The organism is Thermomonospora cellulosilytica (assembly GCF_014138835.1).
Classification (GTDB): Bacteria; Actinomycetota; Actinomycetes; order Streptosporangiales; family Streptosporangiaceae; genus Thermomonospora; species Thermomonospora amylolytica.
This window is the reverse complement of the sequence record NZ_JACJII010000001.1, coordinates 4,199,857-4,214,966: the sequence shown is the minus strand read 5'-3', so window position 1 is coordinate 4,214,966 and position 15,110 is coordinate 4,199,857. Positions and strand designations below refer to the sequence as shown.

The following is a 15,110-nucleotide window of genomic DNA, read 5'->3' as shown; positions in this document are numbered from 1 at the left end:
CGTAGGGGGACGACCCCTACAGCCTCCGCCGGTCCGTCCCCGCTCACTGCGGGCGGGCCGGCCCGGCGCGGATATCCGGGGGTTCCGCCCTCTGGACCCCCGGCCGGATCATCTGACCAGCGTCCGCAGCGCCGCCCGGTCGAGTTTGTGTGAGCGGCCGGTGCGGGGGAAGCCGGGGAGCACCACGATCCGGTCCGGCAGGGCTCCGGCGTCGATGACCTCCGGCAGCGCCTGCTTGATCCGGTCCGGCAGCGTCTCGGCGGGCACGCTGCCGTCCGGCAGCACCGCGACCACGACCTCCTCGTCGAGGGTCTCCGGGTCGGGCAGGCCGACCATGGCGGCCTCGGCGACGCCGGGGAGCGCGGCGATGGCGGGCTCGTACAGGCCCGGGTAGATGTTGACCGAGCCGCGGATCAGCATGTCCTTCTTGCGGCCCAGCATCACCAGCCGGCCCCGGTCGTCCAGGCGGGCCAGGTCACCGGTGTGCAGCCACTCCAGCGGCGGCTCCCCCAGGTAGCCCAGGCAGGTGTTGGGGCCGCGCAGCAGCAGCTCGCCGTCGTCGGCGATCCGGGCGCTCACCCCGGGCAGCGGCGCGCCGAGCAGGTCGCCGTCGGCGCCGGAGTCCCAGTGCGCGAACTTCTCCCCGGCGTCGGCGACCGACACCGGCAGCATCTCGGTCATCGCGTACACCGACAGGATCTCGGTGCCCTCCCCCGCCGCGGCCAGCGCCCGCCGCAGCACGCCCGGCGGGACGGGCGCCGAGCCCAGCAGCAGGTGCCGCAGCGATCCGGGCAGCCGGTCGGTCGCCTCCAGCATCCGCGCCAGGTGCACCGGGACGCAGAACGCGTGGGTCACGCCGCGCCGCGCCACCTCCGGCAGGAACCCGTCGACCGGGTCGCGGCCGGACGGGATGGACCAGCGCGCCCCGGCGATGAGGGCGGGCAGCCCCAGCATGAACCCCGCGTCGTGGACCACGTCGCCGGGGCCCAGCGGGAACCGTTCGCGGCACAGTTCCAGGCCCGCCGCCAGCGAGGCCGCCGAGTGCACGACGCCGCGCGGCCGGGAGGTGGTGCCGGAGGTGAAGACCACCACGGCCGGGGCCCGCGGGTCGCGCCGGTGGGCGGGTTCGGGCGCGGGACCGCGCATCAGGTCGGCGAGGTCCAGCGCCCCGGCCGGGACGCCGGGCAGCCGCGGGCCGACGTGCACGTGCCGCATCCGCGGGTCGGTCACCCCCGGCAGGTACAGGCCCGCGCGGCGCGCGACCCCGCGCAGGGCGCGGATCCGGTTGAGGGAGTACAGCGCGGACTCGGCGATCACCCAGCGGGGGCGGGCGGCGCGCAGCCGGGCGGCGAACATCTCCGGGCCCGCCCCGGGGTCGACGATCACCAGGGTGCCCCCGGCGGCGACCACCGACAGCGCGATGATCACGGTCTCCGCCGAGTGCCGCACCCCGACCAGCACGCCGTCTCCGGGACGCAGGCCCGCCCGGCGCAGCCCGTGCGTCACGGCCAGCACCCGGTGCCGCAGCTCCCCGTAGGTCATCTCGCGGTCGCGCGGGCCGTGCACCAGCGCCACCGCGCCGGGGTCGCGTTCGGCCCGCGCCAGGACCCGGCCGACCAGGTCGGCGTCGTCGACCGTGCGGGGCGGCCGGGGGGTGTAGGCGGGGGGCTTCGGTCGTGTGGCGGGCAGGCGCACGTCGACGACCTCGGGCCGGTGGTTGCCGTGGCGGGCGTACCAGGCCAGGGTGCCGCGCAGCCCGTAGGCGCGGGCGCGGCGCATCGACCAGTACACCCACACGTCACGGCGGCGGCCGTAGGCGCGGGTCACCTTGCGGACGCGGTTGACCAGCACCCGGTCGTCGTGGACCTCCTCGATCGGCGCGCGGGGGAAGCCGCCGGACCGCTCGTACAGGTCGGCGGTGATCCCCAGCGTGCAGGCGGGGCTCATCACGTACGGGCCGAGGTAGTCGGGGCCGCGGTTGCCGGGACGCCACCGCCCGAACAGCGCCGCCGCCTCCTGCAGCAGCGGCAGCAGCCGCCGTTCCCGCCAGGTGAGGGGGAACTCGTCGGTGCGGGGCCGCAGCCCCCCGGCGACCATCTCCAGCCCGTCGTCGAACGCCCGGGCGATCGCGGCGGTCCAGTGCGGCGGCGGCAGGCAGTCGGCGTCGGTGCGGGCCAGATGGGTGGCGCCGCAGGCGATGGCGTGCCGCATCCCGGTGTCGGCGGCCGAGCCGGTGCCCTTCTGCGACTCGTGCAGCAGTTCCAGCCGCAGCCCGGGATGCTCCGCGGCGAACGCCCGCACGACGGCGGCGGTGCCGTCGGTGCTGGCGTTGTCCACGACCACCACCCCGTCGGGCCGTCGGTCCTGACGGGCGATGGCCTCCAGCGTCGCGGTGATGCCCGCCGCCTCGTTGTAGGCGGGCACGACGACCCACAGCTTCATCGGCTACAGCTCCAGGAACACCACGCCGAGGCTGACCCCCCCGGCCAGCCCGAGCAGCGCCGCCTTGTCCCCCGGCCCGCAGCGGCCGGCCTCGATCGCGGCCGACAGCTGCAGCGGCAGCGTCGCCGACGCCAGGTTGCCGTGCTCGGGCAGCGTGACCACCAGCCGGTCGGCGGGGATGCCGGTCTGCTCGCGCAGCATCTCCAGGTACGGCACGGCGACCTGGTGGACGCACACGACGGCGAAGTCGTCCCAGCTCAGCCCGGTGTCGGCGAGCGCCTTGTCGAACAGCCCGGTGCCCATCGCCAGGAACGCGTCGCGCAGCCGCCGCCCGTCGGCGTGGAAGTAGGTCTTGTCGATGTCGCGGGGGTGCATGGTGCCGCCCCCGGGAAGGGTGCCGACGTCCCAGACGGTGGAGTCGGCGTCGAAGGCCCGGTGGAAGATCCCGCCGCGCGGCACCGGCTCCAGCAGCGCGGCGGCGCCGCCGTCCGAGAGGGTGTAGCCGGGGAACGCCTCGACGAACTGCCGCAGGTCGCGGACGTTCCAGCGGATCGCCCGGGACGGCACCTCGCCGGTGCACACCAGCACCCGGGCGTACTGCCCGGCCTGGATCAGCGCCTCGCCGATCTGCACGGCGTTGAGGAAGCTGTTGCAGGCGTTGGCGATGTCGAACACCGGGCAGGTCGTGCCGAGCTTGCTGGACACGATGTGCGCGGTGGCGGGCTCGACCAGGTCGCGGCTGGCCGACCCGAAGATCAGCAGGTCCACGTCGCCGGGCGTCAGGCCCCGCTCGGCCAGCAGCCGCCGGGCGGCCCGCGCCGCCAGGTCGGAGGCCTGCTCGTCGTCGCCGGCCACGTGCCGGGCGCCGATCCCGGTCATCCGGGCGACGATGCCGGGCAGCGGCCGGTAGCCGGCGCTGTCGCGGGCGATCCGCTCCTCGATCTCGGCGCTGGTCACCGTGCGCTCGGGCAGCACGGCGGTCACCCCCGTCACGCCGACCCGGACCGCGCGCTCGATCATCGCGTCCCCTCTCGGCACGGTCCCTGGTGTGCCAGGCAGGATGGCCGCCGCGCACGGCCACCGAAAGACCATGATCTTTTTTGCTGTGCGTAAATACCAGATCACACCGGTCGCCGGGTCGGCAAACCGATCCCGGTGGCCCGGCCGGGAGTGTTTACCGGATCGCGGTCGACGATCACCGGATGAACCGGAAGGAAAATCTTTGGAATTTTACCGGCTCCGCGCAAGAAGGCGATAGTTCGTCGCGGGCGACCGGCCGGACATCCCTGCCCGGCTGCCATCGTTCATATCGCCGACACCAGGCACTCACCTGCTCCACGGCGCCGCGTGCCCGATGACGGGCCGCCCGGCCGGCCGCCCGCGGCCGGAGCGGATCGGGCGGGTCCCGCCGGCCCCCGGCGCGCCGGGCCCGCGGGAGTGTCCGGTCGGCGGAGAGGCGGGTGCGTCGTCATGACGGGTCAAGTCGGTCAGCCGGTACGGCCACGCCATGACGTACGCCCTGAGCCGCACGGGGAGGTCATGATGCCGGCAGGCAGGATAGGACCCGTAGGCGCCGTCCGCGGGATCCTGACGTTCGACGGCGGCGCCGAGGACGTCGCGCAGGCGCGCAGGTTCGTCGGCCACACCCTGCGCCACCATCCCGAACGGGAGACCGCGGTCCTGCTCACCAGCGAGGTCGTCACCAACGGCGTCGTGCACGGCACGGGCCCGATCACCGTGGTGGTGCTGGAGTCCGACGCCGGGGTGCGCATCGAGGTCACCGACGCCGGATCCGGGTCGCTGCCGACGCTGCGCGAGTCCGGCACCGACGCCGAGGGCGGCCGGGGCCTGTTCCTGGTGGACCGGCTGGCCAGCCGGTGGGACCACGTGCGCACCGGCGCCGGGCTGACCGCCTGGTTCGAACTCGACGCCCCCGGCTCCTGAACGCCCCGCCGGCACGGCCGTCCGGGCCCGGCGACGGCCGGGCGTACGCGAAGTGGCCGCAATCCGACGAAGGCGATAACGATTTCGACTCAGGCGGTTCCGGGCCCTGGCGTTCACGGCGACCATAGCCGTGTGGCTGCCAACGGGACTGCCAGCGGGAGCGGCACGACCTCCTTCGCCGACCGGGTGATGGAACGGTTGATCGCCTGGCCCGGGGTCTGGGGCGCCCCGGCGGTGTGCGGCGTCGGCGCGGGTTTCCTGCACATCAGCGACGACCGGCAGTTCCTGCACCTGCACGCGCCCAACGAGGCGCAGCTGCTGCTGACCCGGCCGGTGATCGCCCGGCTGCGCAAGCCGCTGGTGGAGACCGGGCGGGTGACGGTGCAGCCCGGCGGGGAGTGGGTCGCGGTGGGCCTGCACACCGACACCGACGTGGCGCTGGTCGTCGCGCTGTCCAGCGTCGCGATCAAGGCCGTGAACAACATCATTGGAACGCGCCAACCACGCTGCGGCGCCGCCGACCGGCTGCATCTGGACGCCGGCGGGGCGCGCACCGTGCTGCGCCGGTGGACCGCCCTGCTGGGCGCGGGCGACCCGCGACGGTCCTGACCGGCGGCCCTCCCCGCCCGCGCGGCGGGGCACGTCCCGGTCACGGATGCACGCCGAACGGCCCGCGGGCCCCGCCACGGCCTCCGACCGCACTAACATCTGCCACGCCAGGACCTATGGCACGCTCTGCACCGAAACGGCCCGACATGGATGATCTCGAGCACCGGCCCGCCGGGCCGGCCACCCTGCGACCCCCCGGTCTGCGGCATCTGTTCAGCGACGGGGGCGCGGGGCGTGCCCTGTCGGTGGAGCTGCCGCCCGGGACCGTGGTGTGGCCCGACCCCGGCTATCCGCAGCGCCACCCGGTGCGCCGCCCGGCGTTCTGGGTGAGCGACGACCCGGTCCCGGCGGAGCTGTGGAGCGCGCTGCGCGCCGAGCACCCGCGGTCGGGACTGTGGCCGGTGCTGCTGGACGAGTCCACCCAGCCGTGGTCGGCGGGCCAGGTGGCGCCCGAGCCGGTGACGGAGATCGACAACTACGACCCGGCGGCGTTCATGGCCGAGGTGTGGGCCGACTGGTGCGCCCAGCAGCCCGACGAGGACTACTCCGAGCTGGAGCCGTTCGGCCGGCACTGCCCCGGCCTGGCGCCCCCGGGGACGCTCGTGCACGATCCCGACGAGCTCGCCGACCAGTACGCCCGCACGCTCGCCCGCCGGGGCCTGTCGCTGGGCCTGGCGGCCGTGGAGCGCGGCGCGGACGCGCTGACCGCGATGGGCTGGCAGGGGGCGCTCAACCACAACGAGTGGACCGCCCCGCTGGCGGCGGTGGTGCGCGGCTGGGAGGACCGGTTCGGGGTCCGGGTGGTGGGGCTGGGCTTCAACACCCTGGACCTGAGCGTGGCCGCGCCGCCGCTGACGGCGCGGCACGCCCTGCAGGTGGCCGCCGAGCACTGGGCGTTCTGCCCGGACACGATGTTCCAGGGCCCGGGGACGCTGGCCGGGTACGCCGAGGAGATCCGCGGCAAGACCGCATGGTCGTTCTGGTGGGACTGACCGGCCCTCAGGGCACCAGCTCGCCGTCGGAGGCGGGCTCGTGGTCCTCGGCGAGCACCAGGTCCAGCAGCCCGGGGAAGCGGGCGTCCAGGTCGTCGCGGCGCAGCGTCAGATACAGCTTGCGCCCCTCGGGCCGCTGGCGGATCACGCCGCTCTCGCGCAGCACCCGCCAGTGGGTGGTGAGGGTGGACTTGGGGGCGGGGACGTCGATCGCCCCGCAGGACGTCTCCTGACCCGAGGCCAGGGCCCGCACGATGCCGAACCGGATGGGGTGGCCCAGGGCGTACATCACGTCCACGAGCCTGATCTGCTCGCGTGCGGGATGGTGCAACACGGCCATGAGGCCACCCTACGGCACGTTCACCGCGTGTCAGGCGTCCCGGTACGGCCTGGTGACGGCGAGCGCGCCGGCCAGATACGCCTGCCGGCAGGCCGACCGGGCGACCTTGGCGCTGCTGGTCCGCGGCAGGCCGCCGGGCTCCAGCAGCACGAAGTCCCGCAGCGCCACGTCGTGCCGGAGCTTGACGGCCGCGCGCACGGCGGCGGCCACCTCGTCCAGGTCGAGCCGGGCGACGGGCACCCGCCGGTTGCGCTCGGCGATGATCACCAGCCCCTCGGTGTCGTCGCCGGTGACCGCGAACGCCGCCGCGTAGTCGCGGCGGATCGCCTTGTGCGCGGTGCAGGCGGTGTACTCCAGGTCCTGCGGGTAGTGGTTGCGGCCGTCGACGATGATGAGGTCCTTGATCCGGCCGGTCACGTAGATCTCGCCGTCGTGCCACAGGCCCAGGTCCCCGGTGCGCAGCCACGGCCCTTCCGGCAGGCCCTCGACCGGTTCGGCGAGGGCGGCCTGGAAGACCTCCGCCGTGGTCTCCGGCCTCCCCCAGTAGCCGCCCGCCACGTTGGGCCCGTGCACCCAGATCTCCCCCACGTGCCCGTCCGGCCTGGCCACCCGGGTCTCCGGGTCGACCACGATGACGTGCTGCCCCCACGGCGCGCCGCAGCCGACGAGCAGGGAGGCGTTCTCGTCGTCCGGTGCGCAGGGGCGCGCCACCCCCTGCTCGAGCCCCTCCCGGTCGAACGCCGTGACGGTCGGCCGCCGGTCACGCCGTGAGGCGGTGACGTAGACCGTGGCCTCGGCCAGCCCGTAGGCGGGGACCTGCGCCTCGGGCCTCACCCCGCAGCCGGAGAACGCCGCCAGGAAGTCCTGCATGGTGCTGGGCCGGATGGGCTCGGCGCCGTTCATGAACACCGAGACGCCGCCGAGGTCGAGCTTTGCCTTCTCCTCCTCGGTGACGGTGGCGGTGAGGTACTCGTAGGCGAAGTTGGGGCCGCCGGTGAACACGTCCCGGTAGCGGCTGAGCATCTCCAGCCAGCGGACCGGGCGCATGATGAACGCCACCGGGTCCATGAACGTGCCGGGGTTGCCGTACACCAGCGGCAGCCCGCACACCGACACCAGCCCCATGTCGTGGAACAGCGGCAGCCACATGACCCCGGTGGAGGTGCGCGGCGTCCCGTTGAACGCCCCCCACAACTGGACGGCGTTGGCGGCGAAGTTGCCGTGGGTGATGATCACGCCGGCGGGGGTGCGGGTGGAGCCGGAGGTGTACTGCAGGTAGGCGACGTCGTCCGGGGAGATGGGCTCGGGGTCCCAGCCGGCGTCCTCGTCGATCCGGTCGACCACCACGATCCGCTTGGGCCGCGGCACCGGGTTCTGGTCCAGGAACGCCTCGACCTGGGGCAGCACCGCCGCGGTGGTCAGGACGCACTCCGGGTCGGCGTCGGTGTAGACGGCCAGCAGGCGTTCGGCGTGGCCGGGCAGGTCCGGGGAGAACAGCGGCACGCCGACGACCCGGGCGTACATGGCGCCGAAGAACGCGATCACGTACTCCATGCACTGCGGCATCAGGATCGCCGCCCGCCGGCCGGGCTCGCACTCGCCGCGGATCGCCGCGGCGACCGCCCGGGCCCTGCGGTCCAGCTCTCCCCAGGTCAGGTCGATCGGGACGCCGTCGATGTCGGTGCCGTAGTCCACGAAGGTGTAGGCGCGCTCATCGGGGTACTCCTGCGCCCACCGCCCGAGCCGGGTGATCAGGGGCGTGCGGTCGATGTCGGGAAGGGGCCGTACGGTCATGCGGGTCTCCAGGGGGGGTGCGGTGCGGGTCAGGCGACCACAGTGGGGGTCGCCTGACCCCGCTTCTTCGGGGTCTGGGGGTCGGCCCCAGAGGAACGGATCCGGGGCTCTCAGGGGGCGATGCGGCGGGCGGCCAGGCGCTCCTCGTCCGGCCAGCGGACGTCCCAGACCCAGCCGAGCCTCTCGAACAGCCAGATCACCCGGGCGCTGATGTCGATCTGGCCCTTGAGCACCCCGTGCCGCGCGCAGGTGGGGTCGGCGTGGTGCAGGTTGTGCCAGGACTCGCCGAACGAGGGGATGGCCAGCCAGGCCACGTTCCGGGACCGGTCGCGGGTCCGGAAGTGCTCCTTGCCGAAGACGTGGCAGATGGAGTTGATGGAGAAGGTGACGTGGTCGCCGATGAAGACCCGCATGAACCCGCCCCAGAACAGCGCGGTGACCGCGCCGTGCCAGGACTGGGTGAGCAGCGCCCCCATCCCCATCGGCACCAGGAACGTCGACAGCACGATGAGCGCGTAGACGGGGTTCAGCGACAGGAACCGGATGTCGGGGTCGGCCAGCAGGTCGGGGGCGTAACGGCGGCGCGAGGTGCGGTCCTTGCCGAACAGCCAGCCCATGTGGGCGTGCCACAGCCCCTTGGTGAGACCGATCAGGCCCGGCCCGTACTCCCACGGCGAGTGCGGGTCGCCCTCGGCGTCGGCGTACTTGTGGTGCCGCCGGTGGTCGGCGACCCAGCGGATCACCGAGCCGTGCATGGCCTGGCCGCCGAGGATCGCCAGGACGATGCGCAGCCAGCGCTTGGCCTTGAACGAGCCGTGCGTGAAGTGCCGGTGGTACCCGACGGTGACGCCGATGGCGTTCAGCGGGTACAGCACCGCGAAGATCAGCACGTCGGTCCAGCCCATCCCCCATCCCCAGGCGAACGGCACCGCCGCGGCGGCGGCCAGCAGCGGAACGCCCACGAAGATCACCACCGCGATCCGCTCGGCGAGCGGCACCGGGTGCGGGGACAGGTCGCGGTGCGGGGCCCAGCCCGTCTGGGTTCGGGTCACGGTCGCCATGTGCAGCCTTCCTGGAGCGGCGGGTGCGGAGTCAGGCGACGACCGTACGGTCACGGCAGGCGAGGCTCTTCCGTTCTCGTCGCGGATTCTCGCGGCGGACTTGTGACCGGTTTGACAAGATCCGGCCGGGACGGGACGAATGGTTGCCCGGCCGCGGCGACCGGTGGCATCCTCGCCTCGTTTGCACGTCGTCCGCCGGACGCCCGACGACCCCGCCGCAGGAGGCACCATCAGGCGCACCCGACGAGCCACCGGGCCCCGGCGCTGGCCGCCCGCCGTGATCGCCGCGGCGGTGGCGGGGACCCTGGTCGCCGACATCGGGCTGGTGGCGTTCGGCGACCTCGGCGACAGGGACGCCCCGGACTCCGGGGACGGCGACCGGCTGGTGTCCATCTCCCAGGACGCGGTCCGCCCGGCCGTCCCCGTGGTGTCCCCGCTGGGCCGACGCCGCACCCCGCATCTGCTGCTGGCCCACTCCGGCACGCTCCCGCCGGAGGCGGTCGAACAGGTCCGCCGGATCAAGGGCGTCACCGCCGTCGAGGTGGTCGACGCCGCCCAGGTGCAGGTCGCCGGGCGGCGGGTGGGCCTGCTGGGGGTGGAGCCGTCGACGTTCCGCGCGTTCGCCCCGCAGGCGTCGGCGGCCTCGGACCAGTTGTGGCAGGCGGTCGCCGCCGGGGACCTGGTGGTGTCGTTCGAGCTGGCCCGCGCCGCCGGGCTCACGCTGGGCGGCATGGTCCCGGCGGGCCGCGGCTCGGCGCCCGGCCAGGCGCGGCTGGGGGCGTACGCGTCGCTGGGGATCAAGAACGTGGACGCCGTGGTGTCCCGGGCGCGGGCCCGGCAGCTCGGCCTGCCCGCCGGGAACGCGCTGATCGTGAGCGTGTCGGCCAAGTCCGACCCGGCCAGGCTCGGCGGGCGGCTGCGCAGGGAGCTGCCGCGCGGCACCAGGTCCTCGGTGCTCGCCTCGACCGCCAGGCCCCGGGAACGGGAGGCCCCCCAGGTGACCGGGCGGCCGGACGGGCTGCGCGGCGACGTCACCACCATCACCGGCAACCAGATGACGCCTCGGATGCGGAACGTGGTGCTGGAGCTGAACAACCGGTTCGGGCCGTTCCCCGTCGTCGGCTGCTTCCGCACCGGCGCCGACGCCCAGGACCACGCGCTGGGCCGGGCGTGCGACTTCATGGAGAGCACGGGCGGGCGGATGCCGAGCGCGAGCGCGCTGCGGCACGGCGACCAGGTCGCGGCGTACGCCGTCGCCAACGCCGGCCGGCTGGGTATCCACTACGTGATCTGGAAGCAGCACATCTGGAACATCCGGGGCGGCGGCTGGCGGCGCATGGGCGACCGCGGCAGCATCACCCAGAACCACTACGACCACGTGCACATCTCGGTGCGGTAGTCCCGGTCAGGGCGTGCCGAACAGCGTCCGCGGCGGCACCGGGACGCGCACGTCGCCGCCGCGCAGCGGCGCGGCCCCCGCGCTGAAGCCGGCCAGGGCGTCGGAGTCCATGCAGCGGGCGCGGACCGCTCCCCCGGCCGCCCGGCGGGTCAGCTCCGCGTCGGGCAGTTCGGCGTCGGAGGCGGCCAGGATCAGGTTGCCGAACCGGCGGCCCCGCAGCACCCCCGGCTCGGCCAGCAGCAGCGTGTGGCCGAAGACGCCGCGCAGCGTGGCCACCATCCGCCGGGCGAACTCCAGCCCCCGCCCGTCGGCGATGTTGGCCAGGTAGACGCCGCCGGGCCGCAGCACCCGCCGCACGTCCCGGGCGAACTCCTCGGTCACCAGGTCCCCCGGCACGGTCGCGTCGGCGAACGCGTCCAGCACCACCAGGTCGTCGCAGGCGTCGGGCAGCGCCGCCACCCCGCTGCGCCCGTCGGTCACCCGCACCCGCAGGCCCCGTACGGAACGCAGCGGCAGCCGCGCCCGCACCAGGTCCAGCAGGGCCGCGTCGGGCTCCAGCACGATCTGCCGGGAGCCGGGCCGCGTCGCCGCCACATAGCGGGGCAGGGTGCAGGCCCCGCCGCCGACGTGGACGGCGTCGATCGGCTCGCCGGGCGGGCGCACGCAGTCCACCACGTCGCCCATCAGCCGCATGTACTCGAAGCTCAGGTGGGTGGGGTCGGCCAGGTCCACGTAGGACTGCGGGACGCCCTCGATGGTCAGCAGCCAGCCGTCCGCGCGGTCGGGGTCGCGGCGCAGTTCGGCCCGGCCGTCGGCGCTGCGCTCGGCCGCGGACGCCGCCGCCCTGCGGGCGTCCCGTCGCCGCTCCATGCCCCTCCCTGCCCGTCCGGTTCGCGGGGATTCCCTCGCGAACACACCTTTACGCCTACCATGCCGGAGAAGGCCGTGACCGGCTCCGGCGGATGACTTGCCCACCCGCTTTACCTCAAGTACATTCCCCCGAGACCGGTTCGTGACCAACCCCCCACCAGGAGGGTCGAGCCGAACCGCCGAATGTTCCGCGACGCAGCCGGCGTCGCCGGAACGCCGGGGACCCGACGCGCAACGGGGTGAATCCGTCCGCGGGCGGTAGGGCGCCTCCACGCCCGAACCCGACAGCTAACCCGGTAGGCGGTCCATGGAGAGATATGGATCCGATAGGCAAGAAGCTGCTCGACATCGCCGAGCAGGAGCTCGGTTATACCGAGAAGGCCGGCGGCTACACCAAGTACGGGGAATGGTGGGCCGAGAACGTCGACTCCGACCACGATCCGTACTTCAAGACGGCGCCGTGGTGTGACATGTTCCTGGCCTGGGCGGCCGACAAGGCGGGGGTGACGGAGCAGGCGGGACAGTTCGCCTCCACCGTCGACCACGCCAAGTGGTTCGCCGCCAACGGCGCCTGGGGCAGCGAGCCCGAACCCGGTGCGATCGTGTTCTTCGACTGGAAGGGCTCGAACGACATCGACGCCATCGACCACGTGGGCATCGTCAAGAAGGTCGACGGCGACGAGATCCACACCATCGAGGCCAACGTCGACGGCGTCCACCTGCGGGAGAAGGTCCGCGACGAGAGCGTCATCGCCGGTTACGGCTATCCGTCGAAGGTGAAGCCGGCCTCGCAGGCCGCCAAGTACGTCCCCAAGCACGCCGCCCCGCCGCCCTCCCCCGAGCAGCTGACCGGCGCCCCCGGACGGCAGGGGCAGGCCGCCGCCACCCGCGAGACGTCCGGCGACGGCGAGCCGCTGCTGTCCGGGCCGCAGGACGCGGTGCTGAGCGGGCTGGTGGCCGTGGCGGTCGTCGGGTCGGTGGCGCTGTCGGTCGGCAGGGCCGCCGCCGCCAAGGTGCCCGCCGCCCCGCCGGTCCGGGTCCGCAAGCGCGGCAAGCACCACCGCCGCCCGGTCTCGCTGCCGGCCGACATCACCCCGGCGCAGCTGGACCAGGCCGAGGCCGTCACCACGCAGATGCCCGCGATCAGCGCCGCGGTGGCCGCCGAGGCCGAGGACCGCGAGTTCTGGGGCCGGATCGAGCACCTCAAGGAGGACCAGGAGCTGGCGTTCTGGGACTCGCTGCACGCCGAGCTGGCCGAGGCCCCGCGGCGCCGCGCGATCCCCGCCGGCCACGAGGTCCCCTCCTCGCTGAACACCTGATCGCCCCGGCGTGCGGTCGCATGGCGCCCCGCGCGACCGCACGCCGCCCGGATCGCGGCGCTCCGGCGGGCCCGCGTCCGGGCCGTTCCGCCGTCAGCGCAGGCCGTAGCGGCCGCGACCGGAGTGCGTGCGCACCGCCGCCATCCGCGCCGCCGGCCCGGTCCGTGCGCGGGCCCGCATCAGGCCGCCGCGTTTGGCGTGCGCCCGGGTCCGGGCCAGATGAGCCGCCCGCTGCCAGGCACTGCGATGACGCATCCGGCGCCGCCGCCACAGCCAGGCCGCGACCGCCGCGGTGGCCAGGGCGGCCAGCCCCGCGCCCGCCTTGCCCGCCGTCGGGCCGGGCCGGGCGCCCATCCGGTCGGCCCGGCCGGCGAACCGGTTCCTGACCTCGCCGAGCTTGCGCTGCGCCCGGGCCTTCACGTCGGCCTTGGCGGCCAGCGCCTGCACGGTCTCGCCGATCTCCGCACGGGTGCGCTCGATGTCGGCGGCCGCCTTCGACTCACTGGTGGTCATCGCGTGCTGTCTCCTTACGTGCAGTACGGCTCGCCGAAGGAGTTCCCTGCCGCGACACGGCGGACGAGCCCCGCGACACGCGCTTTGCCGCCGCACACCGCGATTTTGGCGACGCGGATGCGAACCCGTGCCCGCACCGCGTGCGGCGCGTCAGGTCACCGGGCTCAGGTGCGGGCGGCGGCGCAGCCGGTGGCCTCGACGACCTCGGCGATCTCCCCGATCCGCACGGTCAGATCCAGGGCCGCGCAGCAGGCGTCGGCATTCATCGGATCACCACCTTCCGCAGCAGCGCGTTCACCGCATGTGCGAACACCTCCCAGCCGGTCGCGGTACGGCGCAGCACCGCGCCGCCCGCATCGATGATCCGGTAGTACCTGCAGGCCGGCCCCGTCTCGCCCTCGCGCCGCTGTGCGGTGACCATCTCGGTGCACTGCAGGCGAAGCGCCACCGGACACAGGGGCCGCTGCGGATCGGCCCGAGCCCGACGTCCCCAGGGACTGCGCCAGCTCTTGACGTGCTCTCCGGCTTGAAGGCCGGGGATTCAGTCCGTGCCGCGTGTGCGGCACCCCTGGTGGCTTCCTGTTTCGCCGGGTCCTGCCCTCCGCTAGGCGGCGGGTCTTACGGCCCCTCCGCAGGCGTTTAGCCTGTCCGCCCGCCCGGCGGCCAGGATGTTCTTGGCGGCATTGACATCCCGGTCATGCCGGGTGCCGCAGACCGGGCACGTCCATGCGCGGACGTGCAACGGCTTGGGACCGTCCTTGACCTTGCAGGTCGAGCACGTCTGCGAGGTCGGCTCGAACCGGCCGACCCGGCCGACGTGCCGCCCGTGCCGGGCCGCCTTGTAGGCCAGCATCGCCGTGAACTGCGCCCAGCCGGCGTCGTGCACCGATTTGGCCAGCCGGGTCCGCGCCAGCCCTGACACGCACAGGTCCTCCACGTAGACCGCTTGGTTGTCGCGGATCAGCCGAGTGGAGAGCTGGTGCGCGAAGTCTCGGCGCGCGTCGGCCACCCGGGCGTGCGCCCGAGCGACCTTGGCGGCGGCTTTCGTGCGGTTGTTGGACCCTTTCGCCGTGCGGGCCAGGGCGCGCTGGGCCTTGCGCAGCCGCCGCTCGGCCCGGCGCAGCCACCGCGGATTGGCGATCTTCCGGCCGTCCGACAGCACCGCGAAATGGGTGAGGCCCAGGTCGATGCCGACCTCGGCCACCGCCTCCGGCAACGGCTCATCGCCGACCTCGACCACGAACGAGGCGAAGTACCGCCCGGCCGCGTCCATGACCACCGTCACACTGGACGGCTCCGACGGCAGGGACCGCGACCAGCGCACCGGCACATCCCCGATCTTCGGCAGCCGCAACCGCCCACCCGCCGTGACCGTGAACCGGGCGTTGCGGGTGAACCGGATCGACTGCCGGGCGTCCTTACGAGACTTAAAGCGGGGCTCGGCGATCTTCGGCCCCGTGCGCCTGCCGGTGAGCGAGGCGAAGAAGTTACGGTAGGCGGCGTTCAGGTCGGCCAGCGCCTGCTGCAGCACCACCGCAGACACCTCACCCAGCCAGACGCGCTGCGGGGTCTTCTTCGCCTCCGTGATGACCCGCCGGGACAACTCACCGTCCGAGACGTACGGCAACCCCCGCTCATGGGCCTCCCGCCGTACGCACAGCCCGTCGTTGTACACCACCCGCGCACACCCGAAAGCCCTGGCCAACGCCGCACGCTGACCAGCGGTCGGGTAAAGACGGAAGTTGTACCGCAACTGCACACCGCGACCATAACGCCACCCTCCGACAGAACACCCAAGAACTCACCGGCGCCCGCAGGGCATTCCCT

General features: G+C 73.9%; 14 protein-coding genes and 1 riboswitch. Of the genes, 5 read left to right on the top strand and 9 right to left on the bottom strand.

Features of this window, described 5'->3' with window-relative positions:
• Positions 1–108 precede the first annotated feature (108 nt).
• Together HNR21_RS19805 and HNR21_RS19800 are read right to left on the bottom strand one after the other, a co-directional pair.
• The gene (locus HNR21_RS19805; protein WP_246442267.1) at positions 109–2,442 is read right to left on the bottom strand and encodes an AMP-binding protein; all 2,334 of its coding nucleotides are present in this window, start codon (positions 2,440–2,442) and stop codon (positions 109–111) included.
• A 3-nt stretch (positions 2,443–2,445) separates the two neighbouring features.
• Complete coding sequence (locus tag HNR21_RS19800; protein WP_119730813.1) at positions 2,446–3,462, bottom strand: 3-oxoacyl-ACP synthase III family protein; 1,017 nt, start codon at positions 3,460–3,462, stop codon at positions 2,446–2,448.
• A gap of 522 nt (positions 3,463–3,984) precedes the next feature.
• Between HNR21_RS19800 and HNR21_RS19795 the strand changes: the two genes are divergently transcribed.
• From HNR21_RS19795 to HNR21_RS19785, 3 genes are all read left to right on the top strand, one after another.
• Positions 3,985–4,386, top strand: a complete 402-nt coding sequence (locus HNR21_RS19795; protein ID WP_157996054.1) for an ATP-binding protein — start codon at positions 3,985–3,987, stop codon at positions 4,384–4,386.
• Positions 4,387–4,518: 132 nt separating this feature from the next.
• Positions 4,519–4,995 carry a luciferase domain-containing protein gene (locus HNR21_RS19790; RefSeq protein WP_157996055.1) on the top strand — a complete coding sequence of 159 codons (477 nt, stop codon included), beginning with the start codon at positions 4,519–4,521 and terminating at the stop codon, positions 4,993–4,995.
• A 146-nt stretch (positions 4,996–5,141) separates the two neighbouring features.
• On the top strand, positions 5,142–5,987 hold the full coding sequence (locus HNR21_RS19785) for a DUF4253 domain-containing protein (protein WP_119730816.1): 846 nt from the start codon (positions 5,142–5,144) through the stop codon (positions 5,985–5,987).
• A gap of 7 nt (positions 5,988–5,994) precedes the next feature.
• Here HNR21_RS19785 and HNR21_RS19780 read toward each other — a convergent pair whose 3' ends face one another.
• The 3 genes from HNR21_RS19780 to HNR21_RS19770 all read right to left on the bottom strand — a co-directional run bounded on the left by HNR21_RS19780 (position 5,995) and on the right by HNR21_RS19770 (position 9,182).
• Positions 5,995–6,327 carry an ArsR/SmtB family transcription factor gene (locus HNR21_RS19780; RefSeq protein ID WP_119730817.1) on the bottom strand — a complete coding sequence of 111 codons (333 nt, stop codon included), beginning with the start codon at positions 6,325–6,327 and terminating at the stop codon, positions 5,995–5,997.
• A 30-nt stretch (positions 6,328–6,357) separates the two neighbouring features.
• On the bottom strand, positions 6,358–8,121 hold the full coding sequence (locus HNR21_RS19775) for a fatty acyl-AMP ligase (RefSeq protein ID WP_119730818.1): 1,764 nt from the start codon (positions 8,119–8,121) through the stop codon (positions 6,358–6,360).
• Between the two features lie 110 nt (positions 8,122–8,231).
• Entirely contained in the window at positions 8,232–9,182 is a 951-nt protein-coding gene (locus tag HNR21_RS19770; protein WP_119730819.1) for an acyl-CoA desaturase, read from the bottom strand.
• Between the two features lie 181 nt (positions 9,183–9,363).
• Here HNR21_RS19770 and HNR21_RS19765 point away from each other — a divergent pair, with 181 nt between their 5' ends.
• Entirely contained in the window at positions 9,364–10,581 is a 1,218-nt protein-coding gene (locus tag HNR21_RS19765) for a VldE C-terminal domain-containing protein (RefSeq protein WP_246442264.1), read from the top strand.
• A gap of 6 nt (positions 10,582–10,587) precedes the next feature.
• On the opposite strand, the gene HNR21_RS19760 is transcribed toward HNR21_RS19765, so the two are convergent.
• A complete protein-coding gene (locus HNR21_RS19760) occupies positions 10,588–11,451 on the bottom strand; it encodes a spermidine synthase (protein WP_182706360.1) in 864 nt (287 codons plus the stop codon).
• A 196-nt stretch (positions 11,452–11,647) separates the two neighbouring features.
• Positions 11,648–11,769: riboswitch (cyclic di-AMP (ydaO/yuaA leader) on the top strand.
• Between HNR21_RS19760 and HNR21_RS19755 the strand changes: the two genes are divergently transcribed.
• Positions 11,769–12,770: a CHAP domain-containing protein gene (locus HNR21_RS19755; RefSeq protein WP_182706359.1), complete on the top strand. Its 1,002-nt coding sequence runs from the start codon at positions 11,769–11,771 to the stop codon at positions 12,768–12,770. Its footprint overlaps the riboswitch before it by 1 nt.
• Before the next feature lie 93 nt (positions 12,771–12,863).
• Here HNR21_RS19755 and HNR21_RS19750 read toward each other — a convergent pair whose 3' ends face one another.
• From HNR21_RS19750 to HNR21_RS19740, 3 genes are all read right to left on the bottom strand, one after another.
• Positions 12,864–13,283, bottom strand: a complete 420-nt coding sequence (locus HNR21_RS19750; RefSeq protein ID WP_119730822.1) for a DUF3618 domain-containing protein — start codon at positions 13,281–13,283, stop codon at positions 12,864–12,866.
• A 262-nt stretch (positions 13,284–13,545) separates the two neighbouring features.
• Positions 13,546–13,731 carry a hypothetical protein gene (locus HNR21_RS19745; protein WP_182706358.1) on the bottom strand — a complete coding sequence of 62 codons (186 nt, stop codon included), beginning with the start codon at positions 13,729–13,731 and terminating at the stop codon, positions 13,546–13,548.
• A gap of 156 nt (positions 13,732–13,887) precedes the next feature.
• The gene (locus tag HNR21_RS19740; RefSeq protein ID WP_182706357.1) at positions 13,888–15,042 is read right to left on the bottom strand and encodes an RNA-guided endonuclease InsQ/TnpB family protein; all 1,155 of its coding nucleotides are present in this window, start codon (positions 15,040–15,042) and stop codon (positions 13,888–13,890) included.
• Between the last annotated feature and the right edge of the window lie 68 nt (positions 15,043–15,110).